This window comes from Tenebrionibacter intestinalis, from assembly GCF_016632365.1.
GTDB lineage: Bacteria > Pseudomonadota > Gammaproteobacteria > Enterobacterales > Enterobacteriaceae > Tenebrionibacter > Tenebrionibacter intestinalis.
The window spans coordinates 19,548-45,880 of record NZ_JAEPBH010000005.1 but is presented as its reverse complement, the minus strand read 5'-3'; the positions used below and the strand labels follow the sequence as shown (position 1 = coordinate 45,880).

The following is a 26,333-nucleotide window of genomic DNA, read 5'->3' as shown; positions in this document are numbered from 1 at the left end:
GCGCCTGCCCCGGCCGGGCTGGGCTGGGCGTCATACTGCCGACACGATCCCCGTTGATGATGTCTGCTGTCAATCCGCTTTCCGGATAATGGACTTCGCGCCGAAGGGGCAAAAAAAGCGATCCAGAATTTGGCCGCTGAAGCAGAACGCGAAGGCACACCGGAACAAACTGGCGGCTCTCTTTGCGCAAAGGCGTGGGTAGCCGTAGCTGAGCTTTTTCGTCAACCTCAGCAAAGTGATGTTATTTAACAAGCCGTCCAGCCGCTTCCAGATTAAATTCCGAAGTAAATGAGCGCGTAAGCCCGCTTACTATGGATATTAATTTGTTTACCTCACTATTCTGTTAAAGCGATAACAGGATAATAGGCCGCCGACATTACTGAAAAACAGCGATATATAACATACACATAAAACGCTTCATGCTGATAACTTTAATCTATTCCAGGAATTATCTCGCACCCGGCCGATTTAGAGCATCCAACTGCGGCCTGAAATTTCGAAACCAGGAATGAGGTAAACAGCCTGTCGGTTTTTTTGTAATATTTTGCTTATATATCTCATCCCGTTACCCGCCTTTCTCTCACCGCCCTATTTGCAGACAGGAACGTTAAACATACCCTGCCAGGCCCGGCCTCAAAGCAGGCATCTGGACAATAACAAACCTTTAACGGCTGTCTACTACACAATAAAAAAACGCCTTCAGAAATCTGTCTTAGCTGACTTTTAGTTTTTTGTATAAATCGGGTAAGTACATTCCGGGAAAAAAATTTTTAATTTTTCGGAATTTCCCAATTTTATAAGTTTAAAACTTATAGATTTCCTTTTTATGTAGTGACACACTAACTTGCGCCAGAAGGAGTCTGGCGCCTGTGTCGTTACTTCACTTGTAAAAGGTCAGTTCCCTGCTTGCAAAACAGGTAACAGCAACTAAACAGTATTTATCACCGTCTGGTTAGGCTGCCTCTGGGGCGTTATACAGAGGAGATGTTTACCGCGCTGACCATTATCACGGAGCGAAAAATGGCAATCCATTTTGCAAGAGGGATCGTTACCCCTCAAAACCAGTTATCCAGCAGAATTTCGGCTGAATGCCACGCATGGGCGAAGGAGCTTCCCCGCCATCATCGCGAACGGTATCTGGCGTCTCATGCTCTGCTGGCCGAAATGCTTTTTATGCTTTACGGCATTACCCGTTTGCCGCCGATTACCCTGCGCGACGGAAAGCCGGCCTTTGCGGACAGTACGCTTCCCGCCTTTTCTCAGGCCTGGGCTGGCAACATCGCCGGCATTGCGCTCACAACAGAAGGTCTGTGCGGCCTGGATATGGCGCTTCACCCTACTTCAGGCTGTTTGCGGCCCTATACGCCAAACTGCAAAGATAATTTTACCCGTAGCGAAACAACATGGATTAATAACCAAAACGATCCGCAGGAAGCCCGTATCCAGCTTGCCGTGCTGCACCAGAGCATCAAAAAGCTTTCAGACAACCATTGCAACGAGGTTCGAATATCGCCCTGCGCGGGCAGGCTGCGTGTTAACAGCAATCAGCGGGTGGAAGCATTGTGTGACGCTGAAGATATTTTAATCTGGGCGCTTTGCGCTTCTCCTGGCATCGAAACGTTGCGATTATGGGAATTCAACCACCACAGCGGCTGGCAGGCTTTGCCCGATCCCGGTAACAGGAACAGTTATACCGGTAACCGTATGATGCGCTTCGCCACCCACCCCGCAGAGCAGAGCCTGCTGTTTTGTTAGTTTTTCCGGCCTGTAGCAACGAAATATGATATCCGATCGCTTCACTGAAAAGGGTTACCCTGCCTGGCAGCTCCCCTTCATCAGTGAACGCAGGCCAGGGGGGTTAACAACGGCGGCGTTAGCAATAAAGGTAAACTTAGCCTGTATGTATCTCAACGCTAAAATGTCTAAATCTAATCCGTTGAATTTAATTTTTATATTGATGTCATTTCGGGCCGAAATCGTTCGGCCCGGCGTTTACGTGGAAAATACCTCAATCAACAAACGCAATTTTCAGGATAAACAGCAGCGCCACGATCGCCACGCACAGGCTAAGGTCGCGCCAGCGGCCGGTAAATATTTTCATAATGCAGTAAGTGATAAAACCCAGCGCAATACCTTCGGTAATGGAGAAGCTGAACGGCATCATAACCGCAGTAATAAAGGCCGGTACGGCTTCAGTCAAATCATCCCATTTCACGCGCGCAAGGCTTGAGGTCATTAATACGCCGACGTAAATCAGCGCGCCTGCGGCCGCATAGGTCGGCACCATGCTCGCCAGCGGCGACAGGAAAATAACCAACACAAACAACAGCCCGACAACCACCGCCATCATACCGGTGCGCCCGCCGACAGATACCCCGGAAGTCGATTCGATATACGCCGTAATGGAAGAAGTACCAATAAAAGAACCGGCAACGGAAGAGATACTGTCCACCAGCAGCGCCTGCTTCATACGCGGAAATTGACCTTTAGCATCGGTAAGACCGGCTTTATCGGTTACGCCAATCAGCGTGCCGGAGGAATCGAACAGGTTAACCAACATAAAGGAGAAAATGATACCCGCCAGACCCATGTTCAGCGAACCCGCCAGATCGACCTGACCGACAACCGACGTCACGCTCGGCGGCGCAGAAACAATACCGTTGTAATGCACATCGCCCAACAGCAACCCCAGCACCGTCGTTACCACAATAGAGACCAGCACGGCGGCATGAAAGTTACGCGAAGCAAGAATGACGATAATAAAGAAACCAAGTATGCCGAGCAGTACGCTGTGCGACGTCAGATCGCCGATAGAGACCAGCGTATCAGTGTTAGCAACAATCACGCCTGCGTTTTTCAGCCCCATCATGCCGATAAACAGGCCAATACCGCTGGTGATGCCGACACGCAGGCTGAGCGGAATGTTGGCTATTATCCAGTAGCGCACACGCAGCAGCGTGAGGATGAGTAAGCCAACCGCGCCCCAGAAGATGGCGCCCATACCCACCTGCCAGGAAACCCCCATCGCCCCAACCACCACAAATGCAAAAAAAGCATTAAGGCCCATCGCCGGCGCCAGCGCTACCGGCAGGTTAGCAAACAGGCCCATCAGAATACTGCCAACGGCGGCGATCAGACAGGTTGTGACGAATACGGCTTGCGTATCCATCCCCGCAGCCCCCAGTATCTGAGGGTTCACAAAGACGATATACACCATCGTCAAAAAAGTGGTGAAACCGGCGATAACTTCGGTACGCGCGTTGGTTCCATGTTCACGGAGTTTAAACACGCGTTCAAGCAGCCCCTGTTTCTCTGCAAGCGGCGTCTGTTGTTGACTCATTATCATTTAACCTGGATAAGCAAGAAAATTCGCCGCTCATCCTATACTAAAATGCCTGGATGATAACGGCGATTTACCGTTTTTTTTCGTCAAAATGGTTTTACGGCATCGTTTGCATGTTTAAAGTAAACGTTTAACTTTTCTAACAGGAAACGGTATGTCCCGGATAGAAGCGGTATTTTTTGACTGTGACGGAACGCTGGTCGACAGTGAGGTTATTTGTTCCCGCGCCTATGTACATATGTTTGCTCAACATGGAATCCAACTTGACCTGGAAACGGTTTTTAAGCGTTTTAAAGGCGTAAAGCTTTACGAGATCATCGACACTATCAGCGCTGAACACAGGGTATCGCTGGAACAAAGCGCGCTGGAGCCTGTTTATCGCGCTGAAGTCGCACGCCTCTTTGAAACCGAACTTCAACCCATCCGCGGCGCCAGGGCGCTGCTCGCCGATATCACAGCGCCAATGTGCGTGGTATCCAATGGGCCGGTCAGTAAAATGCAACATTCCCTGGGCAATACCGATATGTTGCGCTATTTTCCCGACAGGCTGTACAGCGGCTACGATATTCAGCGCTGGAAACCCGATCCCGCGCTGATGTTCCATGCCGCAAAAGCTATGCAGGTGAATGTTGAGAACTGCATTCTGGTGGATGATTCGGCGGCGGGCGCGCAATCGGGTATAGATGCCGGTATGCATGTGTTCTATTTCTGTGCCGACCCACACAATCAGCCAATCGTACATCCAAAAGTCACGACGTTTACCGATCTGGCGCAGCTACCGGCGCTGTGGCGGGAAAAAGGCTGGAGCGTGAGTCGTTAAACAGAAACGAGGCTGTCGGCAAACGCCGGTTCGCAGGGTTCGCGCCGCGAAGCAATGATGTCTTTACGGGGCCGCAGGCGTTTGCAAAGCGGGCCTGGCGGCCCGCTCACCTGAAGTTCCATTTATAATCGCGCATTAAGTGAACGGAACACCCGCTTAAACTTATCCGACTGGCAACAGGCATAACGCCAGGCTTTAATCCAGCGTTTTACGGTAGCCGCGCAGCCCAATAAAGATAACCAACAACATTAGCCCGCACAGCGCCATCACATCCGGCAGCAGTTCTGTAAGCGTATAGCCTTTTAGCATCACGCCCTTTATCAAACGGATAAAGTAAGTCAGCGGCAGGCACGAGCCAATGGCCTGCGCCCAGAATGGCATACTGATAAACGGGCTAATAAATCCCGACAACATTATTGACGGAATAAAGTAAAACGATGACATTTGCAGCGCCTGCAACTGGCTTTGCGCTGCGCCTGAAATCGCAATGCCGATAGAAAGGCACAGAAAAATATACATCATCAATACAAACAGCAGCAGAAAAAAACTGCCGTATAGCGGGATGTTAAACAGGAACACCGCACAGGCAAGTATCAAAAGCGACTGAAACAGCCCGATAATAACAAACGGCGTAATTTTCCCAAGGATAACTTCAAAGCCCGTAACGGGTGAAATAAGCAAATTCTCTATCGCCCCATTTTCTCGCTCCCGGGTAATGGCCAGCGCGGTCATCAGAATAAGCGTCGTACTGAGTATGGAGCCAATAATACCCGGCACGGTGTTGTACTGCGTGATGCCCTCTGGGTTAAACATGCGGTGAATAACCAGATCAAAGGCGCTATTTTCTTCTCCTTTATCAGGCTGCACCGCATCCGGCAGGTCACGTTGGAACATCGTTTTCGACGCCTGTACGATCGCGCTTAACGCATTGCCGGTAGCCAGCGGGTCAACGGCATCGGCCTCAATCAGTAGTTGTGGTTTTTCGCCGCGTAATAATTTCCGGGTGAATCCTTCAGGGATTGTAATGATAAAAACGGCATCGCCACGCACAAATGCTTTTTTTGCCTCCCGCTCTGAGGCAACGGGGATCATCGAAAAATAATCCGTATTTTGTGCCGCAGCAACAAAAACCTTGCTCATATATTCGGTATCGTAGTTCAACAATACCGCTGGAATGCGGTGCGGATCCATATTTACGGCATAACCGATAATGACCAGTTGCAGCAAAGGCGTGATAAAAACCATCGCAACGCTAACCTTGTCACGCCGCAACTCATGCAGCTCTTTAAGCACCACGCCAAGCCAGCGTCTCAGCGAAAAATTAACTATCTTTTTCATTGTTATTCTTCATTAACCAGGTAAAGGCGTCTTCCAGGTTAGTCTCGACCTGGTTGATTTCATAATCAGATGAAGCGAGATTTTTCAGCACATCGGATAACTGCCCGGCATCTTTTGAGGTGACATATAGCGCATTACCAAAAAAGACCGTTTGTTCAACCACGGGAAACGCCCGCAGTTGCCTTTCCAGGTCGCTCAATCTCCTGCCGCGAATCTGCATTGTTGTCAGGTTTTGCGCGCGGATGATGTCCTGGATAGTGCCATTAGCCAGTAAATTACCGTATGAGAGATAGGCAATTTTATGACAGCGTTCCGCCTCATCCATATAATGCGTACTCACCAGAATAGAAATGCCTTCATCAGAAAGCTGATGCAGCGTTTGCCAGAATTCGCGTCGCGCTTTGGGATCCACGCCTGCCGTTGGCTCGTCCAGCAATAATAACGCGGGCTGATGCAGCAGGCAGGCCGCCAGCGCCATACGTTGCTTCCAGCCCCCTGACAGCACGCCCGCTAGCTGATGCTGGCGCGACGCCAGGCCAAGGCTATCGAGCGTTTTATCTACCTGATGTTTCGCATTATCTATTTCGTAGAGGCGAGAGATAAACATCAGGTTTTCACGTATCGTCAGATTACGCCACATAGAGAAGTGCTGCGTCATATATCCGATATGCCTTTTTATCTCGTCACTCTGAGTAAAGATATTCATATCAAGGCATTTACCGCTGCCGGAATCGGGCGTCAACAGACCGCACATCATACGGATAGAGGTAGTTTTTCCGCTGCCGTTTGGGCCAAGGAAGCCATAAATATCGCCTTTAGCCACCTGCAAAGAAAAATCTTTAACCGCATGGTGAGCGCCGAAATATTTATTTAAGTTATGGACATCGATAGCCAACTCACTCATGCGCAGCAAGCCTCACGTCAACAGGCTGACCGGGCTTGAGCAAAGATATGCTGGCCTGTTCAGGCACAGCTTCAACCAAAAACAGAAGCTTTTCCCGACGCGAAGTGCTGTAAATCACCGGCGGCGCATATTCTGCCTGTGGGCTGATATAGTTGATGCTGCCGGTAATGGCGTTCTGGCAACCATCACACGTAAAGGAGACTTTCTGGCCGACAGACACCTCTCCCAGACGTTTTTCCGGTACGAAAAAACGAACCTTTATATTTTCCGGGGGAAGCAAGCTGATAATCGGGCGCCCTGCGCCAGGCCGCTCGCCGCGCCGATAGATAATGTCGTACACCAGCGCATCCTGCGGCGCCACAATCGTATTTTGCTGGGAGTCCCAGCGCGCTTTATCAAGCTGTAATTTTGCCTGCTCTACGCGTGATTGCTGGTTTTTAAGCTGCTGGCTACGTGCCGGCAATTTCTGTGCTTTTAACTGAGAAGTCAGTTCTTTTACCTGCGCCTGCTTTTGCGCATAATCCTGTTTAACATTGTCCCACTCAGCGCCTGAAATCACCTGTGTAGCGTAGAGTTTCTGGTAACGCTCCATTTGGTTTTTTGCCAAACGGGCAGCGGCCGTAGCACGTTCAAGCTGAGATCGGGTTATGGCCAGCTCTTCCGGTCTTTCCCCTGACTGAAGATTTCGCAGCGTAGCAAGTTCCGCTTCGTAGTTTTTCCTGGCGACGTCGCGGGAGTTTTCCACCGTAAAGCTTTCCATTACAACCAGTTCCTGACCTCTGGATACCCTGCTTCCCCTGGTAACCAGGATGTCTTCCACGCGCTCGGTTGCGCTATGCGATAAATAAATAAACTCACCGTTAACGTAACCGGAAAAATCAGGCGCATCAGGCCCGTAACATCCTGCTAAAACCCCACTTAACGCAACTAATGTTAACTTCTTTTTTAATAATTTCATTAACAGCATATCCAGTGTAGTACTTATAAAAAACCCAAATACTTCTCTTATTCAGGAACAAGCCATAAAGATATTCAGTAAAGAAATCATCACGCTAGTTAACAGTCTCTGCGTCGCGCCTGGTGATATATCGCGTAAAATAGACATTTTTCAGGCTGGCGATTTCGCAGAAATTTAAGCCTGCTATTGAATTAAAATGATTATCCTCAATAAAACAAAACAGCTTTGACCCGCTGGGTTGATACCATTTTGCAGCCTGCTTATAGGGCCACGGCAGCTCATAACCTAATTCGCGAAGCTTGTTGCTAAGCGTCTTTCTGTCTTCTTCAAAGTTATCTCCACAGAAACAACGCATCACGCTGGCATCGCTAATGACATATTTTTTCAGGGGATGGCAATCAACCGTATCATCCGAAAAATAACGCTGAAAGAAACCGACTATCAAATCACGCGCTTCGTGCGTAAATGACTGGGGGATAGTAAGTACGCCTAAAAGATATTTACACTCAGGGTAATCGGCAACAAAACTGAAAATACCTTTCCACAGTACATCAAGCGCATTAGTGCGCTGGTAACGATTTTGAATAAAACCGCGCCCCACTTCGATACTTTCTCTAACTTTGGGCGTAAAGCTCTGAGCATATTTAAACAGACTATGGCTGTAAAGCCCCTCAATACCCCGCTTTTCAATCTGCTGGCAGGCGGGAAGCACACGATAAGCGCCAACAATTTCCAGGTCGTGCGGCTCCCATAGAATGATATGATAATACTCTCTGTCATAAATATCGTTATCACGGCGCCCTCCCGTGCCTGCGCCAATGGCCCGGTAGGTTATTTCACGCAGCCTCCCCAGCTCATTAAGTATCGGTGACGCCCCTTCGCCCTGATATCGATAAAGATAGAGCACTTTGCCATCTTTCAGCGTCTTAAGCGCTTTGCACTGATAGAGCGCCTTAATGAGCGCCATACGGTCTTCGGGAAGCGCAACAGGCCGCAATACCGGTAATACCCCCTGGCTGGCGTTACTTTTTTTCGTTAATAAAAGGTGACGACGAATATCCTCAGATATTTTCTCATAATCCGGTTTATCGCCTTTTAGTAAGGCAGGCACATCAAGCTGATGACAAATTTTCATCCGAACACGCCGCCCCTTATGACGCAACCCTTCACGCAGCACCATCATGTTGGAAAGCGGACGCCAGATATTAGCAGCCATATAATACAGCAGGCTGTTCCTGCCTGTGATATGTACAGGTACAATAGCAGCCTGCGTTCTGGCTGCAAACTGAATAAAACCTGCCTGCCACTTTGCTTCTTTCAGCCCGCTTAAAGAGGTGCTGGCAAGCCTACCAGCAGGACACATCACCAACACACCGCCTTTTTTCAGGTGGCTATTTATTTCCTTAAAGGTTTGCCTTGAAAACTCACCCTGCATATTTTTTATACCGATAGTGATGCTTTCAATCGACGGAAAAATGACCTGAAGCAGATGATTTGCCACAATTTTTATATCTTTACGCACCCTCGCTACCGTGCTGATAAGCGAGAGGCCATCAAGCACAGTAGGGTGGTTAGCGATAACTATCGCCGGGCCGCTTGCCGGAATGTTATCGTAATCCGCATTATGCACTTCAACGCGAAAGTTCAATTTTTCTATAAGCGCGTCAATCCATTCAACGCCATGCTTATCGCTAATGCTTTGATAAAAATCAACAGTGCCTTTCTCATTGAACAACCATCTTATATAGCGTCGCTGGAAAGGCGTGATATCTCTTTCAGGGAAGAATTCTTTAATAATCTTATCGATATTATCCATACGTACCCTCCATAAATAACTACAACCACCAATGCAAAAAACAATCTAAACTTCACAGTTATTCCAGCTAGTTTTATTAATGTACATCAGCAATAAAATTTTTCTGGCGCTGGTGTACAGACCACCTCCCCAGATTTCCATTAACCGAGATGTTGATAGCATCACTTTAATCCCATCTCGGCATTAGCAATTTTTCTTATTGATTTAAACTTAAGGAACAAAACACTTGCGATGGTTTGTAGAAAATTACAGGCTACACTATACTCACTAACTTTTTTATTTTAGGTAAATTTATTATTACTATTCGGGCGCCATAGCTTCAAATATTTTCTGGTAATTCAAACCAATTTCATTAAAATTAATACTAATAATTAATCCAATAATCCTCGTAATACTATCTATTCTTTCCCTTATTAATTAAATTACATTTAGCTTTACTTCAACGCGATCCTGGCTAGTAATTCTTATAATTTAACAAGTAAAAACCAGGGAAATTTATTATTCACAACATGGCTTCAGGTTTAAATCAGAAAAGTAAACCCTGAAATTAATGTTAAAATAAAAATATCAGGGAAAAATACTAAAATCAAATAATTAGTTCAAGATCCAGATAAAATACTATTTATGGAAACAATTCCTGATATAAATTCCAAAAACACATTTTTTATTTTCAGTAAATTCACATCATAATTTGTGTTAATTTCTCAGATGATAATAATTAACTTAAGGTGCAACATATAACAAAGTTATATTAAAATAAAAAAACAGGGTTAAAAATGATTCAACCCTGTTGTATTTATATTTAATTGTTAAATATAACAAACTATTCTTTTGGATCTTTACCCGCAAGCAGTTTATCCAGCTCATCGCCTCCCACGTGGCGAAAATCCTGACCTTTGACAAAATAGAAAATAAATTCGCATATGTTCTGGCAACGGTCGCCAATACGCTCAATAGAACGGGCGCAAAACAGGGCGGTCAGTACGCTGGGAATGGTACGCGAATCCTCCATCATGTACGTCATTAACTGACGTACAATGCCCTCATACTTCTGATCGACTTTCTTGTCTTCGCGATAAATACGTACAGCCTCATCCAAATCCATACGCGCAAAAGCATCCAGTACGTCATGCAGCATCTGTACCGTATGGCGGCCAAGTGATTCCAGGCTTACCAGCAGCGGCTGGTGCTGATGGGAAAATTTTTCCAGCGCAGTGCGGCAGATTTTATCCGCGACGTCGCCAATACGCTCCAGCTCAGAAATGGTTTTAATAATCGCCATAACAAGGCGCAGGTCGCTGGCGGCTGGCTGACGTCTGGCGATAATGCGTACGCATGCTTCGTCAATCTCCACCTCCATCATATTGACCTTCCGATCGCCGTCAATCACGCGCTTTGCCAGTTCTGTGTCCTGGCTATGCATGGCGGTTATAGCATCGGAAAGCTGCTGCTCCACCAGCCCGCCCATAATCATGACCTGGGTGCGAATATGCTCCAGCTCAGCGTTAAACTGCCCGGAGATATGCTTATTAAGATTCAGGTTATCCATTTAACGCTCCATAAATCCGATAATCATCAGGTTGTCGCAAAGCCATCAGCCGTAGCGGCCGGTGATATAGTCTTCAGTCTGCTTTTTCTTTGGCCGGGTAAATAATTCATCCGTCTCGCTAAATTCCACCAACTCCCCCAAATACATAAAGGCCGTATGATCAGAACAGCGCGCCGCCTGTTGCATGTTATGGGTGACGATGACCACGGTGTAATCCTGCTTAAGTTCGGTTATTAACTCTTCAATGCGACCTGTTGAAATCGGATCCAACGCAGAACAGGGCTCGTCAAGCAATAAGACTTGCGGGCGAATAGCGATACCACGCGCAATACACAGGCGCTGCTGCTGGCCGCCAGACAGCGAATAACCGCTCTGATGCAGTTTATCTTTAGTTTCATTCCACAACGCAGCTTTAGTGAGCGCCCACTGCACACGCTCGTCCATATCGGCACGCGTTAGCTTTTCAAACAGGCGTACGCCAAAGGCGATATTATCGTAAATCGACATCGGAAATGGCGTCGGTTTCTGGAATACCATACCAACTTTGGCACGCAGCAGGGCAATATCCTGGCTATGGGTGAGGATATTTTCACCATCAAGCAAAATTTCTCCTTCGGCGCGCTGCTCTGGATAAAGCGCAAACATCTTATTAAAGGTGCGCAACAGAGTTGACTTACCGCAGCCGGACGGGCCGATAAACGCCGTCACCTGGTTTTTAGCAATATCCAGGCTGATATTTTTCAGAGCATGATATTTCCCGTAATAGAAGTTGAGATTACGGACCTGAATTTTCCCTGGGGCGATTTTTGCCATACTCATTGCTTGTGTTTCCTTATCCGGCGCAGCCTGAACCACGCCGTAAAAAATTAACCGTGTTTACGATTGGCGAACAACACGCGCGCCACAATGTTCAGTAGCAGTACGCACAGAGTGATAATCAGCACTCCGGCCCACGCCAACTGCTGCCATTGCGCAAACGGACTCATGGCGAATTTGAAAATCGTCACCGGCAGGTTTGCCAGCGGCTGCATCATGTCGGTACTCCAGAACTGGTTAGAGAGCGAGGTAAACAGCAGCGGCGCGGTTTCGCCGGCAATGCGCGCAATTGCCAGCAGCACGCCGGTAATAATCCCGGAGACAGATGCCTTAAGCGTAATGGCTGATATCATTTTCCATTTCGGTGTACCCAGCGCATAGGCGGCTTCACGCAGGCTATCGGGCACCAGTTTGAGCATGTTTTCTGTGGTACGAATCACAATAGGTACCTGCAACAGCGCCAGCGCAATTACGCCCGCCCAGCCGGAAAAATGCTGCATTTTCGTCACTACAATGGTGTAAACAAACAAACCCACCACAATTGACGGCGCAGACAGCAGAATATCGTTAATGAAGCGAATAATTTCCGCCAGCCACGACCCGCGTCCATACTCCGCCAGGTAAACACCTGCCAGAATACCAAGCGGCGTACCAAACACCGTTGCCCACAGAATCAGCAAACCGCTGCCCGCCAGCGCGTTCGCCAACCCTCCGCCATCAGTATTAGGCGGCGGCGTCATTTCGGTGAACAAGGCAACAGACATGCCATCAACGCCGCGCGTTACCGTGGCAAACAGAATCCAGATAAGCCAGAACAGACCAAACGCCATTGTTATTATTGAAAGGGCAAGCGCAATACGATTTTTTAACCGGCGTTTAGCCTGCATTTTGTGACGTGACTGTACCAACTTTTCACGACTTTGCCGCTCTGACATTATCATTAGCGTCCTCCTTCCTTTTTAGCCAGACGCGCAATCATCAGCCTGGATATCGCCAGCACAATGAAGGTAATGACAAATAAGATCAGGCCCAGCTCCATTAACGCCGCGGTATGCAGCCCGGATTCCGCTTCAGCGAATTCGTTCGCCAGCGCGGAAGTAATACTGTTTCCCGGCATATATAGCGAAACGCTGTCAAGTTGGTAGGTGTTGCCGATAATAAAGGTCACCGCCATCGTTTCTCCAAGCGCACGGCCAAGGCCCAGCATTACGCCGCCAATGACGCCATTTTTGGTGAACGGCAGCACGATACGCCAGACAACTTCCCATGTCGTACAGCCAATACCGTAAGCCGATTCTTTCATCATGACCGGCGTTTGTTCGAAAACATCCCGCATTACAGAGGCAATATAGGGAATAATCATAATGGCCAGCACAACGCCCGCAGCAAGAATGCCGATGCCAAACGCCGGGCCGGAAAACAGCGCGCCGACAACCGGCACGGAGGAAAGCACATTGCCCACCGGCTCCTGAAACCAGGTGGCAAACAGCGGAGCGAAAATAAACAACCCCCACATGCCGTAAACAATACTCGGGATAGCCGCCAGCAGCTCAATAGCAATACCCAGCGGGCGCTTAAGCCAGCCCGGCGCCAGTTCTGTCAGAAAGAGCGCGATACCAAAACTCACCGGAACGGCGATTAACAATGCAATAAACGATGTGACTAACGTGCCGTAGATGGGCACCAGCGCGCCGTAAATATCGCTGGGCGCGTCCCAGTCTTTGGTCCACAGGAACGCCAGGCCGAATTTTTCAATGCTCGGCCAGGAAGAAATAATCAGGGAGACAATTATGCCGCCCAGAAGTAACAGCACAATCAGCGCAGCCAGTTTTACCAGCGCGCTGAACAGGATGTCGCCCTTTTTCCCAGGGGGGGTAAATACAGGCCTTGTCGCCGCCATAGTACACTCTTTAATCTGTATCAGGCCGGCGCAACACCGACCCGCTATTCAATTAGTACAGCGCTTTACCGCTGCTGTCCTTGAGGTTGGTTTTCCATGCTGCGCGGACTTGCTCAATGACGGCTGCCGGCAACAAAGCATAATCCAGCGCATTTGCCTGCAGCGCGCCTTCTTTATAGGCCCAGTCAAAAAACTTCAGGACTTCCACAGCCTGCTGCGGCCTTTTCGGTGTTTTATGAAGCAAAATGAAAGTGGTGGATGTGACTGGCCATACATTATCTCCCTTCTGGTTGGTCAAATCCTGGGCAAACGTTTTACTCCAGTCCGCGCCTTTCGCCGCGTTAGAAAAACTCTCTTCCGTTGGGCTTACCGGTTTGCCATCAGCAGACACCAGACGGGTATAGGCAAGACTATTTTGTTTAGCATAGGCGTATTCCACATAACCAATGGCGCCTGGCAGGCGCTGCACAAAAGCGGCAACGCCATCATTACCTTTTCCGCCCAGCCCCGTCGGCCACTTAACCGTACTGCCCACGCCCACGTTTGTTTTCCAGTCGTTATTCACTTTCGCCAGATAACTGGTAAATACAAAAGAGGTTCCGGAACCATCGGCACGGCGCACAACGGCAATATTGCGGGACGGCAGAGCGAGGTTCGGGTTTAGCTTCGCAATCGCCGGATCGTCCCATTTTTTGATCTTCCCAAGGTAAATATCGCCCAGCGTAGCCCCATCAAGCACCAGTTCGCCAGATTTTACGCCGGGGATATTCACCGCGAGCACCACGCCGCCAATCACTGTCGGAAACTGAAACAGGCCGTCCTGAGCAAGTTTTTCATCAGAAAGCGGTGCATCAGATGCGCCAAAATCAACAGTATGGGCAATGATTTGTTTAACGCCGCCGGAAGAACCAATGCTCTGGTAATTTACCTTATTTCCCGTAGCCTTCAGGTAAGTATCCGCCCATTTGGCATACACCGGCGCCGGGAACGTTGCGCCTGCGCCTGTCAGGCTTGCTGCCGCAAAGGCAGAGAAAGCGCTCAGTGAAAAGGCCGTGGCGATAACGGTAGCAACGGTGTTACGCATAGCTTTCATAATCTCTCCTGCTGCTGTGGGCATAATAGATTGTTAAATGAATGCATTAAGAAAAATAGGACAGTTTAGTGACAGCGACATGTACGTAATATGACAGTTTTATGACAATTACGCTGAAACAGGCTGGCAGGCGCAAACATGACGAGCTTGCAGACGAGATTTAATTTCATTTACCCGGTCAAACAGCACCAGGCAAGGGTGTCGGCAGTTTATTACACAACTGCATCGTTACCGGATCAATAATAGCGAAAATAAACACTATTATCTTTTTTTACGCTTATACATATTAAGTCAACACGGAAATACATATTTTCTTATTCGTTTACACGACCGGCCATTGACGCGCTGTTCAGCATTATTCATTATCAATTCATGGACAGCAGATAAAAGGAGTTAACGTAAATAGCCAGCCTGCTTTGCTATAAAAAACATTGTAGCCACGTTACCCGTGTCATATGGAAATTAATTATAAAAACCAATCCAACTGAAAGCAGGAGGCTTACAAAGCAAATAAAACCTATAATTCAGAACTCAACTCAAACATTGCGACGCAAAGCCCCTGAGTGCTCCAGGGGCTTTTATCATTGTCCTGTTACTTACGTTACGCTTATTGCCTTATCGCTTCGATAATCCCCTGACTGCGTATGGCGAGTAACGTTATGCCGGCCCGGCTAACGAGCCCAGAAAAAGCCAGCCTGAAAAGGGCTGTCGCAGCGTACTTTTAGCTTCACAAAAATAAAGGCGTCAATTTAATAATTGCCTCCTGAAAAAGTGCGAATATAGCCTCAACAACCGGAAAATTTTTATTTCACAACAGACTATCCGTTTACAAACCCAATATTAAATTTACAGCCGATGGCGAAAAATCGTTTTACCCACTTTATTAAAAAATAAGGCCCCACATAGTGGGACCCTTCATAGAAATAAACTTATTCTACCGTAACTGATTTTGCCAGATTACGCGGCTGATCCACATCAGTACCTTTAATTAACGCAACATGATAAGACAGGAGTTGAAGCGGCACAGTATAAAAAATAGGTGCAATAAGATCTTCGACGTGCGGCATAGAAATAATATGCATAGTTTCGCTATTATTAAAACCGGCATTTTCATCAGCAAACACATAAAGGTGTCCGCCCCGCGCGCGCACTTCTTCAATATTCGACTTCAGTTTCTCCAGCAGATCATTGTTAGGCGCAACGACAATAACCGGCATATCCGCATCAATCAACGCCAGTGGGCCGTGCTTTAGCTCGCCTGCTGCGTAGGCTTCAGCATGGATGTAGGAAATTTCTTTAAGTTTAAGCGCGCCTTCCAGTGCGATGGGGTACTGATCGCCACGGCCAAGGAACAACGCATGGTGCTTATCAGAAAAATCTTCGGCAAGCATCTCGATACGCTTATCCTGCGATAACATCTGCTCAATACGGCTTGGCAATGCCTGGAGCGCATGAACGATGTCGTATTCCACTTCAGCAGGCATGCCCTTCAGTCGCCCAATTTTTGCCACCAGCATCAGCAGTACGGTCAACTGAGTGGTAAACGCTTTGGTAGACGCCACGCCAATTTCGGTGCCTGCTTTGGTCATCAGCGACAGATCGGATTCACGCACCAGTGACGAGCCAGGCACGTTACAAATCGCCAGCGAACCAGGATAACCCAGCGCTTTGGCAAGACGCAACGCAGCCAGCGTATCAGCCGTTTCACCAGACTGCGACAGCGTAATAATCAGGCTGTTGCGGCGCACCGCCGATTTGCGATAACGGAACTCAGAGGCAATTTCCACATCGCATGGCACCCCCGCCAGCGCTTCAAACCAGTAACGCGATACCATACCGGAGTTGTAAGACGTTCCGCAGGCGACAATCTGGATATGCTCTATATTCGAAAGCAGCGCATCGGCATTCGGCCCCAGTTCACTGAGATCGATAGCGCCGTGATTAATGCGGCCCATCAGCGTGTTTTTAATCGCGTTCGGCTGCTCGTAGATTTCTTTCTGCATATAGTGGCGATAAATCCCCTTATCGCCCGCATCATATTGCAGATTAGATTCAATATCCGGGCGCGTCACCCGCTCACCCGTCTGGTCGAAAATAGTGACGCAGCGGCGCGTTACTTCCGCGATATCTCCCTCTTCAAGGAAAATAAAGCGCCGTGTGACCGGCAGCAACGCTAGCTGGTCAGAGGCGATAAAGTTCTCACCCATGCCAAGGCCGATAACCAGCGGGCTGCCGGAGCGCGCAGCCAGCAGCACATCAGGCTTACGAGTATCCATAATCACCGTGCCGTAGGCGCCGCGCAATTGTGGAATAGCACGCATGACGGCATCACGCAGGCTACCGCCCCGTTCCATTTCATAATGCACAAGGTGAGCAATGACTTCAGTATCGGTTTCAGAGGCGAAGACGTAACCGCAGCCTTTCAGTTTTTCACGCAGCGGCTCGTAATTTTCGATAATGCCGTTATGCACAACGACAATATGGCCGGAAACATGCGGATGCGCGTTAGTTTCCGAAGGTTCGCCGTGCGTGGCCCAACGTGTATGCGCAATGCCGGTACCGCCGTGCAGCGGGTGTTCTTCCGCCGCTTGCGACAGCGTCTGCACTTTACCCACGCGGCGCAGGCGCGCCATATTTCCCTGCGTATCCACAACCGCCAGCCCTGCGGAGTCATAGCCCCGATATTCCAGACGACGTAAACCTTCAAGAAGAATTTCAGCAATATCACGTTGCGCTACCGCGCCAACAATTCCACACATAATGTTATGTTCCTGAATATGGCGTTTCCGCCCGCGTTGTCGCTGACCTGTTGTATCCGTATTACGGAGCCCCGAGCCTTGTAGAGAGTGGGGTTATTATTAAAATCTACGGAATATCCGCAGTGCGGGACGGCAGCGATTATTATTTTGCCGCTCACCCCAACCCTGCTGTTTTTTACAGTCAGGGGAATAGCAGGCGGGGCCGAAGCCCCGCTCAAACCGGGTGACAAACGCCGAACCAGGCAATAGCGCATCGAAATGTCGGGTAAACAAACCCGGGAAAACAACGCGTTGATTTTTGGCGGTTATCCACAAAAAGGTAAAAGCCATCTTTACCTTTTTGCCGTTAATTTATGGCAGAGCCGGCACCCCTGCCCGTTACGCCTTCTTCACTGGCCGCTGCCAGCCCTGAACATGAGTCTGCTCAATACGGCTAATGACCAGCGCGTTTTCTTCAATGTCGCGGGTTACCGTGGTGCCTGCGCCAATCGTCACGCCGCGCGCAACGGTGACCGGCGCCACCAGTTGGGTATCCGATCCAACAAACACATCATCCCCGATAATTGTTTTATGTTTGTTTGCGCCATCGTAGTTACAGGTAATGGTACCTGCGCCAATATTCACATTGTCGCCAATGTCGGCATCGCCAAGATAGCTGAGGTGGCCGGCTTTCGAACCTTTGCCCAAACGCGCTTTTTTCATTTCAACGAAATTGCCGACGTGCGCGCCTTCTTCCAGCTCAGCGCCTGGGCGCAGACGGGCGAAAGGCCCTATGGTGCAGGCAGCGTCCAGACGCGCATCTTCCAGCACGCTGTACGGGCTAATCACGCAATCATCTCCAATAACGCTGTTTTTAATGACGCAGCCCGCACCAATTTTGACGCGATTACCGAGCGTTACCAGGCCTTCAATAATGACGTTCGGGTCGATTTCCACATCGCGGCCATGTTGCAACGTACCGCGCAGGTCAAAGCGCGCCGGGTCACGCAGCATCACACCTGCCAACAGTAATCGTTCGGCTTGCTCGGCCTGGTAAACACGCTCCAGGCTTGCCAACTGCTGGCGGTTATTTACGCCTTCCACTTCGCTTAAGCGCCCAGGATGCACGGCGGCAATTTCACGCCCGTCCTGATATGCCATAGCGATTACATCGGTGATGTAAAATTCGCCCTGGGCGTTGTTGTTATCAATCTTTGACAACCAGCGTTTGAGATCCGCCCCATTCGCCAACAGGATACCGGTATTAATTTCGTTAATCCGGCGCTGCGCATCGGTTGCGTCTTTATGCTCCACAATGCCGGTCACTTTGCCATTTTCACGCGTGATGCGGCCATATCCGGTGGGATCGTCAAGCTGCACCGTCAGCAGCGCAATACCGCCCTGGGGTTTGGCCGCCCGCAGACGAGAAAGCGTCTCCACGGAAATCAGCGGTACATCGCCGTACAGCATCATAATGTCTTCATCATCGGCGAAATAGGGCGCCGCCTGCTGCATAGCGTGACCCGTTCCCAGTTGTTCAGCCTGCAATACCCAGTTCAGCGCGCTGTTTTTCAGCATTTGCTTTAGCAAATCGCCGCCGTGGCCATAAACCAGGTGAATCTGACGCGCGCCGAGTTCGCCTGCGGCATCGATGACGTGTTGCACCATTGGCTTACCAGCAAGCGAGTGCAGCACTTTAGGAAGTTCGGAATACATGCGGGTGCCTTTGCCTGCGGCAAGGATCACCACGCTCATAGCGCTGTTTGACATACGTGTCCTGACTTTGAAGAGAGTGAAAAGTAAACCGGTTTCCCCGGGAAACTTCTACATATTTTGTTCACGAAAACGCGATGCCTAAAAAAACGGCACCTTTACGGATCCCCGGTGAATTTCCTTTCCGTTACCGCCTCAATTTTAGGGCTATCTTTCGCAAAAAAGTATCGTTACCGCAGTAATCTGGCTGTTTTCTGACACTTTAGCGCTTTTTTTTACGCCTGAATAAAGCCCCTGCATCCCGCAATAATAACGCGGGCAAAAAAAATGCCAGCCGGGTCGCCCTGGCTGGCATTTTGACTTTTCAAGCCTGTTACATCGCTTTTTTAGTTAACTCGATTACGCGAAGCTTAGCGATAGCCTTCGACAGTTCGGCAGAGGCCTGCGCATAATCCACGTCGCCGTGGGAATTACGAATATGCTCTTCTGCTTTACGCTTCGACTCCTGCGCCCGCGCTTCATCGAGATCCTGACCGCGAATCGCGGTATCAGCCAGCACCGTAACGCTACTGGTCTGCACTTCCAGGATGCCGCCGGACAGGTAAATAAACTCTTCCTGGCCGTGCTGTTTCACGATGCGGATCATACCAGGCTTAATGGCGGTAAGCAGCGGCGCGTGGCCCGGGTAAATACCCAGTTCACCTTCGCTGCCCGTAACCTGGATTTTTTCGACCAGGCCGGAGAACATTTGTTCTTCTGCGCTGACGACATCCAGGTGGTAAGTCATTGCCATGTCACCCTCCTCTCAAGGCGTTACAGTTTTTTGGCTTTTTCCACTGCTTCTTCAATGGTGCCAACCATGTAGAACGCCTGCTCCGGCAGGTGATCGTATTCGCCGTCCATGATGCCTTTAAAGCCACGGATGGTGTCTTTTAGCGATACGAATTTCCCCGGAGAACCGGTGAAGACTTCTGCCACAAAGAACGGCTGGGACAGGAAGCGCTGAATTTTACGCGCGCGTGCTACCACCAGTTTGTCTTCTTCAGACAATTCGTCCATACCCAGGATGGCGATAATGTCTTTCAGTTCCTGATAACGCTGCAGGATAGACTGCACGCCACGGGCAACGTCGTAGTGCTCCTGGCCGACGACCAGCGGATCCAACTGACGGCTGGTGGAGTCCAGCGGGTCAACGGCCGGGTAAATGCCCAGAGAGGCAATCTGACGGCTCAGTACCACGGTTGCGTCAAGGTGAGCAAAGGTGGTTGCCGGAGACGGGTCAGTCAGGTCGTCCGCGGGAACATATACCGCCTGTACAGAGGTAATGGAGCCGGTCTTTGTGGAGGTAATACGCTCCTGCAACACGCCCATTTCTTCCGCCAGTGTAGGCTGGTAGCCTACCGCTGAAGGCATACGGCCCAGCAGTGCGGAAACTTCCGTACCGGCAAGGGTGTAACGGTAGATGTTGTCAACAAACAACAGAACGTCACGACCTTCGTCACGGAACTTCTCAGCCATCGTCAGGCCGGTCAGCGCGACACGCAGACGGTTGCCCGGCGGCTCATTCATCTGGCCATAAACCAGGGATACTTTGTCCAGTACGTTGGAGTCGGTCATTTCATGGTAAAAGTCGTTACCCTCACGGGTACGCTCACCCACACCGGCAAATACCGAGTAACCGGAGTGCTCAATTGCAATGTTACGAATGAGCTCCATCATGTTTACGGTTTTACCCACACCCGCACCGCCGAACAGACCCACTTTACCGCCCTTCGCAAACGGGCAAATCAGATCCATAACTTTGATGCCGGTTTCCAACAATTCCTGGGAGTTGGACAGCTCTTCATAGCTCGGCGCCGCGCGGTGAATAGCCCAACGCTCTTCTTCACCAATGTCGCCCTTCATATCGACCGGTTCACCCAGCACGTTCATGATACGGCCGAGCGTCGCTTTACCTACCGGTACTTCGATTGGGTGCTCAAGGTCTTTCACCTCCAGCCCACGACGCAGTCCGTCGGAAGACCCCATCGCGATAGTACGCACCACGCCGCCGCCCAACTGCTGCTGAACTTCCAGCACCAGACGATCGTTACCATTCATGACCTCAAGAGCATCGTACACCTTCGGTACGGCATCCTGAGGAAACTCGACGTCCACCACGGCGCCGATTACCTGGATAATCTTTCCAGTTGCCATCTTGAATCCTCTACGTAAACCCTGGTTAAACCGCGGCGGCCCCCGAGACAATCTCGGTGAGTTCCTGAGTAATGCTGGCCTGACGAGCCTTGTTGTACACCAACTGCAGCTCTTTAATCAGGTTCCCGCCGTTATCGGTCGCGGCTTTCATCGCCACCATACGCGCGGCCTGCTCGCTGGCCAGGTTTTCCACCACCCCCTGATAAACCTGAGACTCAACATAGCGACGCAGGAGCGTATCCAGCAGCACCTTCGGATCAGGTTCATACAGATAATCCCAGGTTTTACGTTTCAGTTCCTCATCTTCTGACGCGGGCAGCGGCAGCAGTTGAGTAATGGTCGGAACCTGAGACATGGTGTTGATAAATTTGTTGCTGACAATATAAAGCTTGTCCAGACGGCCTTCATCGTAGGCCTGCAGCATCACTTTTACCGGGCCAATCAGTTCAGACAGTGAAGGATTATCCCCCATGCCTGTGACCTGCGTAACCACATTGCCGCCGACCGAGCTAAAAAATGAAACCCCCTTGGAGCCAATCAGGGCCAGATCGCTCTGAACGCTTTTTTCGGACCAGGCTTTCATCTCTGTAAGCAGCTTTTTGAACAGGTTAATGTTCAGGCCGCCGCACAGTCCGCGGTCGGTCGATACTACCAGGAAGCCGACGCGCTTCACGTCGCGCTCTTCCAGATAGGGATGCTTATATTCCAGATTCCCGTTAGCAAGGTGACCAATTACCTTGCGCATGGTCTCTGCGTAAGGACGGCTGGACGCCATGCGCTCCTGCGATTTACGCATTTTGGAAGCGGCGACCATTTCCATCGCTTTAGTGATCTTCTGCGTGTTCTGGACGCTTGCGATCTTACTACGTATCTCTTTTGCGCCGGCCATGAGCTTCTCCTCAAAGCCTGACGGCCCGCGTCATGCGAGCCGCCAGGCCGTTACCAGGACTGAGTTGCTTTGAAGGAATCGAGGATGCCTTTCAGCTTGCCTTCAATTTCATCGTTGTAACCGCCAGTCTTGTTGATTTCCTGCATCAGGGCTGCGTGCTCGCGCTCGACGTAGGCCAGCAGCGCTTCTTCGAAGCTGCCGATTTTGGCAAGTTCAACGTCTTCCAGATAGCCACGTTCTGCGGCGAACAGCACCAGAGACTGCTGCGCAACGGACTGCGGCGCATACTGCTTCTGTTTAAGCAGTTCGGTCACTTTCTGGCCGTGGTTGAGCTGCTTGCGGGTTGCATCATCAAGGTCGGAAGCGAACTGAGAGAACGCAGCCAGTTCACGATACTGCGCAAGCGCAGTACGGATGCCGCCAGACAGTTTTTTCATGATCTTAGTCTGAGCCGCGCCGCCTACGCGGGATACGGAGATCCCCGGGTTAACCGCAGGACGAATACCGGCGTTGAACAGGCTGGATTCCAGGAAGATCTGACCGTCGGTAATGGAGATAACGTTGGTCGGTACAAATGCGGAAACGTCGCCAGCCTGAGTTTCGATGATCGGCAGCGCGGTCAGAGAACCAGTCTGGCTTTTCACTTCACCCTTAGTGAAGTTTTCTACATAGTTCGCGCTTACGCGAGCCGCGCGCTCCAGCAGACGAGAGTGGAGGTAGAAAACGTCGCCCGGGAATGCTTCGCGGCCAGGCGGGCGGCGCAACAACAGCGAAATTTGACGATAAGCCACGGCCTGTTTCGACAGATCGTCATAGATGATAAGCGCATCTTCGCCGCGATCGCGGAAGTATTCGCCCATTGCACAACCGGCGTATGGCGCCAGGTACTGCAAAGCGGCAGATTCCGAGGCAGTCGCGACAACCACAATGGTATTTGCCAACGCGCCGTGTTCTTCCAGCTTACGCACTACGTTAGAAATAGTGGATGCTTTCTGGCCGATAGCAACATAAATACACTTAATGCCGGAATCGCGCTGGTTGATGATAGCGTCAACGGCTAATGCGGTTTTACCGGTCTGACGGTCGCCGATGATAAGCTCACGCTGGCCGCGGCCGATAGGAATCATGGCATCGACAGACTTATAGCCAGTCTGCACCGGCTGGTCAACGGACTGACGATCGATAACGCCCGGCGCGATAGCTTCTACAGCCGAGAAGCCATCGTGCTCTACCGCGCCTTTACCGTCGATCGGCGCGCCCAGGGTGTTTACTACACGCCCCAGCAGGCCACGACCAACCGGCACTTCCAGAATACGGCCAGTACATTTTACTTTCATGCCTTCGGCAAGGTCCGCATACGGACCCATCACAACCGCACCGACGGAGTCGCGCTCCAGGTTCAGTGCGATAGCGTAGCGGTTGCCCGGCAGAGAAATCATTTCACCCTGCATCACATCGGCCAGGCCGTGTACGCGAATGATACCGTCACTGACGGATACGATAGTACCTTCGTTGTGAGCTTCGCTCACCACATTGAACTGCTCAATTCGCTGTTTGATCAGTTCGCTGATTTCGGTGGAATTCAGTTGCATGCTCCAGTCCCCTTAAGACTGCAAGACGTCTGCCAGGCGCTCAAGACGACCGCGTACGCTGCCGTCAATCACCAGATCACCCGCGCGGATGATGACACCTGCCATTACAGACTTATCAATTTTGCAATTCAGCTTTACTTTGCGTGACAGACGTTTTTCCATCGCGGCGCCGATTTTCGCAAGCTGTGCTTCACTCAATTCGCCGGCGGAGATAACGTCAACCTCAACGGTTGCCTCCTGTGCCGCACGAAGCGCAATGAATTGCTCCAGAACATCCGGCAGCGCCTTCAAACGCCCATTTTCAGCCATTACCTTGATAAGGTTCTGGCCGTGAGCGTCAAGCAAATCGCCACAAACGGCGATAAACGTCGAGGAGAGCGTTTCCGGCGCCATCGCGCCGGAAAGAAGCTCCGTCATTTGTTCGTTTTTGGTTACCTCAGCGGCGAAAGCCAGCATATTTTGCCAACGCTCAACGCTATGGTTAACGACTGCAAAGTCAAAAGCTGCTTTGGCGTAGGGGCGAGCTACCGTAACAAATTCAGACATCAGCCCCTCCCTCCTTACAGTTCAGCGACCAGTTTATCCACGATGTCGCTATTAGCAGCTTCATCCACGGAACGTTCGATGATTTTCTCTGCGCCAGCAACGGCCAGCATGGCCACCTGCTTACGCAGCTCTTCACGAGCGCGCTTACGTTCGGCATCAATTTCAGCCTGCGCCTGCGCTACGATTTTATTACGTTCCTGCTCTGCTTCGGCTTTTGCTTCATCCAGGATTTGCGCGCGGCGCTTGTTCGCCTGCTCGACAATTACCTGAGCTTCAGCTTTCGCTTTTTTCAGCTGGTCGGTCGCGTTGACCTGTGCAAGGTCCAGATCCTTTTTGGCGCGCTCTGCGGAAGCGAGACCGTCAGCAATTTCTTTCTGACGTTTTTCTATGGCAGCCATAATCGGCGGCCATACATACTTCATGCAGAACAGAACAAACAGGACAAACGCGATGGCCTGGCCGAGGATTGTTGCGTTAAGATTCACAGCACAATGCCTCTTAATTGGTTAACGTTCTGATATTGCTTATCTTTATAATTAAGTATCAGCAATGCTCGACTTACGCGACCGCGAACATCACGTACAGACCCAGACCGACAGCGATCATCGGGATAGCATCCACCAGACCCATTACGATAAAGAACTGAGTACGCAGCAGAGGAATCAGATCGGGCTGGCGCGCAGCGCCTTCCAGGAATTTCCCCCCGAGGATGCCGATACCGATCGCAGCACCGATTGCCGCCAGGCCCATCATCACAGCGGCAGCCATGTACAGCAGATCCATATTCAGGTTTTCCATGACAGTCTCCAGTTTGTTTCAGTTAAAACGCAGTAGTGTTGAGAAATTAATGCTCTTCAGACGCCATCGACAGATAGACAATCGTCAGAACCATGAAAATGAAGGCCTGCAACGTAATGATCAGGATATGGAAAATGGCCCACGGCACATTCAGAATCCACTGTGACCACCACGGCAGCAGCCCTGCAATCAGAATGAAAATCAGCTCGCCGGCGTACATATTGCCAAACAGTCGCAGACCGAGAGAAACCGGTTTAGACAGCAGGCTTACGCCTTCGAGAATCAGGTTCACCGGAATAAAGATCCAGTGATTAAACGGCTGTAGCGTCAACTCTTTAGTGAAACCGCCAACGCCTTTCATTTTGATGCTGTAAAAAAGAATCAGGATAAATACGCCCAGCGCCATCGACAGAGTGATGTTGACGTCTGCGGACGGCACCACGCGCAGCGCCGGCAGCCCGAAGACGTGCTCGCCAATGTAAGGCAGCAGGTCGATAGGCAGCAGATCCATCAGGTTCATCAAAAACACCCAGACAAAGATGGTCAGCGCCAGCGGCGCAATCACCTTACTCTTGCCGTGATACATGTCCTTGACGCTACCGTGTACGAAACCAATAACCAGCTCGACCGCAGTCTGGAATTTGCCTGGTACGCCGCTGGTAGCATGTTTTGCCACTTTGCGAAACAGAATGAGGAACAGCAGACCCAACACCACGGAGAAGAACATAGAATCGATATTGAGCGTCCAGAACGTGGCCGGGGGGTTATGCGGATCTACCAGCGAGAACGTACGCAGGTCAATCTGAAGGTTATTCAGATGATGCCCGATGTAGTCCTGCGGGGTTGAGATTTCTCCTGCAGACATGATGCCTCTTACCCTTTGTTGTTAATTACAGCTGGCGCCAGCATTTGAACGACTAACGCCGATATCCAGGTCACAATCAGCGGTAAAAACACCGCTTTTACGTAGGCCAGCGCCACTACCAGCAAGGAGAAAGTCGCAACCACCTTGGCCGCCTCACCGAGGGCAAATGACCAGGCTATGCGGCCTGCCGTAGGTGAATGCGCTTTGTGACGCCAGGCAAAAAACATAAATACAACGTTTGGCAGCCAGACAGCCAGGCCTCCGAAAACAGCAGAGGCCCCCCAAAAAGGGCCGTTAAGGCAAAACAGCAAACCTGCGACAATAATTGTTAAAAGCTGAATAATCAGAAGTTTTCGCGCTACGTTGCCATTTAAGCGTGACGCTGACATAACGTCCTCCACTTCTGCTTATTTCCGAAATGTCGCGTGTCGTATCAAACTGCCTTTAGCGCTTCGAGTC

23 protein-coding genes are annotated in these 26,333 nt (G+C 50.3%); 2 read left to right on the top strand and 21 right to left on the bottom strand.

All coding sequences use genetic code 11. From position 1 onward, the window contains the following. Nucleotides 1-1,020: 1,020 nt before the first annotated feature. Entirely contained in the window at nucleotides 1,021-1,755 is a 735-nt protein-coding gene (locus JJB97_RS03030; RefSeq protein WP_238712330.1) for a holo-ACP synthase, read from the top strand. 253 nt (nucleotides 1,756-2,008) lie between these two features. On the opposite strand, the gene JJB97_RS03025 is transcribed toward JJB97_RS03030, so the two are convergent. Further along, entirely contained in the window at nucleotides 2,009-3,340 is a 1,332-nt protein-coding gene (locus JJB97_RS03025; protein ID WP_238712329.1) for an NCS2 family permease, read from the bottom strand. Between the two features lie 157 nt (nucleotides 3,341-3,497). Here JJB97_RS03025 and yieH point away from each other — a divergent pair, with 157 nt between their 5' ends. Beyond that, entirely contained in the window at nucleotides 3,498-4,163 is a 666-nt protein-coding gene (yieH, locus tag JJB97_RS03020) for a 6-phosphogluconate phosphatase (RefSeq protein WP_238712328.1), read from the top strand. A 195-nt stretch (nucleotides 4,164-4,358) separates the two neighbouring features. Here the strand turns inward: yieH and JJB97_RS03015 are convergent, their stop codons facing one another. The 20 genes from JJB97_RS03015 to atpI all read right to left on the bottom strand — a co-directional run bounded on the left by JJB97_RS03015 (nucleotide 4,359) and on the right by atpI (nucleotide 26,263). Then, the gene (locus JJB97_RS03015) at nucleotides 4,359-5,501 is read right to left on the bottom strand and encodes an ABC transporter permease (RefSeq protein ID WP_238712327.1); all 1,143 of its coding nucleotides are present in this window, start codon (nucleotides 5,499-5,501) and stop codon (nucleotides 4,359-4,361) included. Further along, the gene (locus JJB97_RS03010) at nucleotides 5,485-6,405 is read right to left on the bottom strand and encodes an ABC transporter ATP-binding protein (protein WP_238712326.1); all 921 of its coding nucleotides are present in this window, start codon (nucleotides 6,403-6,405) and stop codon (nucleotides 5,485-5,487) included. Before JJB97_RS03010 ends, JJB97_RS03015 begins: the two co-directional genes overlap by 17 nt. Then, the gene (locus tag JJB97_RS03005; protein ID WP_238712325.1) at nucleotides 6,398-7,165 is read right to left on the bottom strand and encodes an HlyD family secretion protein; all 768 of its coding nucleotides are present in this window, start codon (nucleotides 7,163-7,165) and stop codon (nucleotides 6,398-6,400) included. Before JJB97_RS03005 ends, JJB97_RS03010 begins: the two co-directional genes overlap by 8 nt. Nucleotides 7,166-7,457: 292 nt before the next feature. After that, nucleotides 7,458-9,179, bottom strand: a complete 1,722-nt coding sequence (locus JJB97_RS03000; protein ID WP_238712324.1) for a lysophospholipid acyltransferase family protein — start codon at nucleotides 9,177-9,179, stop codon at nucleotides 7,458-7,460. An 823-nt stretch (nucleotides 9,180-10,002) separates the two neighbouring features. Next, on the bottom strand, nucleotides 10,003-10,728 hold the full coding sequence (phoU, locus tag JJB97_RS02995) for a phosphate signaling complex protein PhoU (protein ID WP_238712323.1): 726 nt from the start codon (nucleotides 10,726-10,728) through the stop codon (nucleotides 10,003-10,005). Between the two features lie 45 nt (nucleotides 10,729-10,773). Then, nucleotides 10,774-11,547, bottom strand: coding sequence for a phosphate ABC transporter ATP-binding protein PstB (gene pstB / locus JJB97_RS02990; protein WP_238712322.1), 774 nt, complete (start codon nucleotides 11,545-11,547; stop codon nucleotides 10,774-10,776). 47 nt (nucleotides 11,548-11,594) lie between these two features. After that, nucleotides 11,595-12,485: a phosphate ABC transporter permease PstA gene (pstA, locus tag JJB97_RS02985; protein WP_238712321.1), complete on the bottom strand. Its 891-nt coding sequence runs from the start codon at nucleotides 12,483-12,485 to the stop codon at nucleotides 11,595-11,597. Next, nucleotides 12,485-13,444, bottom strand: coding sequence for a phosphate ABC transporter permease PstC (gene pstC, locus JJB97_RS02980; RefSeq protein ID WP_238712320.1), 960 nt, complete (start codon nucleotides 13,442-13,444; stop codon nucleotides 12,485-12,487). The genes pstA and pstC overlap by 1 nt, the downstream gene beginning before the upstream one ends. A gap of 52 nt (nucleotides 13,445-13,496) precedes the next feature. After that, nucleotides 13,497-14,537, bottom strand: a complete 1,041-nt coding sequence (pstS, locus tag JJB97_RS02975; protein WP_238712319.1) for a phosphate ABC transporter substrate-binding protein PstS — start codon at nucleotides 14,535-14,537, stop codon at nucleotides 13,497-13,499. Between the two features lie 929 nt (nucleotides 14,538-15,466). Continuing rightward, nucleotides 15,467-17,296: a glutamine--fructose-6-phosphate transaminase (isomerizing) gene (glmS, locus tag JJB97_RS02970; protein ID WP_238712318.1), complete on the bottom strand. Its 1,830-nt coding sequence runs from the start codon at nucleotides 17,294-17,296 to the stop codon at nucleotides 15,467-15,469. A 378-nt stretch (nucleotides 17,297-17,674) separates the two neighbouring features. Then, nucleotides 17,675-19,045, bottom strand: a complete 1,371-nt coding sequence (gene glmU, locus JJB97_RS02965; protein WP_238712317.1) for a bifunctional UDP-N-acetylglucosamine diphosphorylase/glucosamine-1-phosphate N-acetyltransferase GlmU — start codon at nucleotides 19,043-19,045, stop codon at nucleotides 17,675-17,677. Nucleotides 19,046-19,361: 316 nt separating this feature from the next. Then, the gene (locus tag JJB97_RS02960) at nucleotides 19,362-19,781 is read right to left on the bottom strand and encodes a F0F1 ATP synthase subunit epsilon (RefSeq protein ID WP_238712316.1); all 420 of its coding nucleotides are present in this window, start codon (nucleotides 19,779-19,781) and stop codon (nucleotides 19,362-19,364) included. 20 nt (nucleotides 19,782-19,801) lie between these two features. Then, on the bottom strand, nucleotides 19,802-21,184 hold the full coding sequence (atpD, locus tag JJB97_RS02955) for a F0F1 ATP synthase subunit beta (protein WP_238712315.1): 1,383 nt from the start codon (nucleotides 21,182-21,184) through the stop codon (nucleotides 19,802-19,804). A 25-nt stretch (nucleotides 21,185-21,209) separates the two neighbouring features. Further along, nucleotides 21,210-22,073 carry a F0F1 ATP synthase subunit gamma gene (atpG, locus tag JJB97_RS02950; protein WP_238712314.1) on the bottom strand — a complete coding sequence of 288 codons (864 nt, stop codon included), beginning with the start codon at nucleotides 22,071-22,073 and terminating at the stop codon, nucleotides 21,210-21,212. A 50-nt stretch (nucleotides 22,074-22,123) separates the two neighbouring features. Further along, nucleotides 22,124-23,665: a F0F1 ATP synthase subunit alpha gene (atpA, locus tag JJB97_RS02945; protein ID WP_238712313.1), complete on the bottom strand. Its 1,542-nt coding sequence runs from the start codon at nucleotides 23,663-23,665 to the stop codon at nucleotides 22,124-22,126. Between the two features lie 12 nt (nucleotides 23,666-23,677). After that, nucleotides 23,678-24,211, bottom strand: coding sequence for a F0F1 ATP synthase subunit delta (atpH, locus tag JJB97_RS02940; RefSeq protein ID WP_238712312.1), 534 nt, complete (start codon nucleotides 24,209-24,211; stop codon nucleotides 23,678-23,680). Nucleotides 24,212-24,225: 14 nt separating this feature from the next. Further along, the gene (gene atpF, locus JJB97_RS02935; protein ID WP_238712311.1) at nucleotides 24,226-24,696 is read right to left on the bottom strand and encodes a F0F1 ATP synthase subunit B; all 471 of its coding nucleotides are present in this window, start codon (nucleotides 24,694-24,696) and stop codon (nucleotides 24,226-24,228) included. Nucleotides 24,697-24,769: 73 nt separating this feature from the next. Continuing rightward, the gene (gene atpE, locus JJB97_RS02930; RefSeq protein WP_000429386.1) at nucleotides 24,770-25,009 is read right to left on the bottom strand and encodes a F0F1 ATP synthase subunit C; all 240 of its coding nucleotides are present in this window, start codon (nucleotides 25,007-25,009) and stop codon (nucleotides 24,770-24,772) included. Between the two features lie 46 nt (nucleotides 25,010-25,055). Beyond that, the gene (atpB, locus tag JJB97_RS02925) at nucleotides 25,056-25,874 is read right to left on the bottom strand and encodes a F0F1 ATP synthase subunit A (protein ID WP_238712310.1); all 819 of its coding nucleotides are present in this window, start codon (nucleotides 25,872-25,874) and stop codon (nucleotides 25,056-25,058) included. Between the two features lie 8 nt (nucleotides 25,875-25,882). Then, complete coding sequence (gene atpI, locus JJB97_RS02920; protein ID WP_238712309.1) at nucleotides 25,883-26,263, bottom strand: F0F1 ATP synthase subunit I; 381 nt, start codon at nucleotides 26,261-26,263, stop codon at nucleotides 25,883-25,885. Nucleotides 26,264-26,333 lie beyond the last annotated feature (70 nt).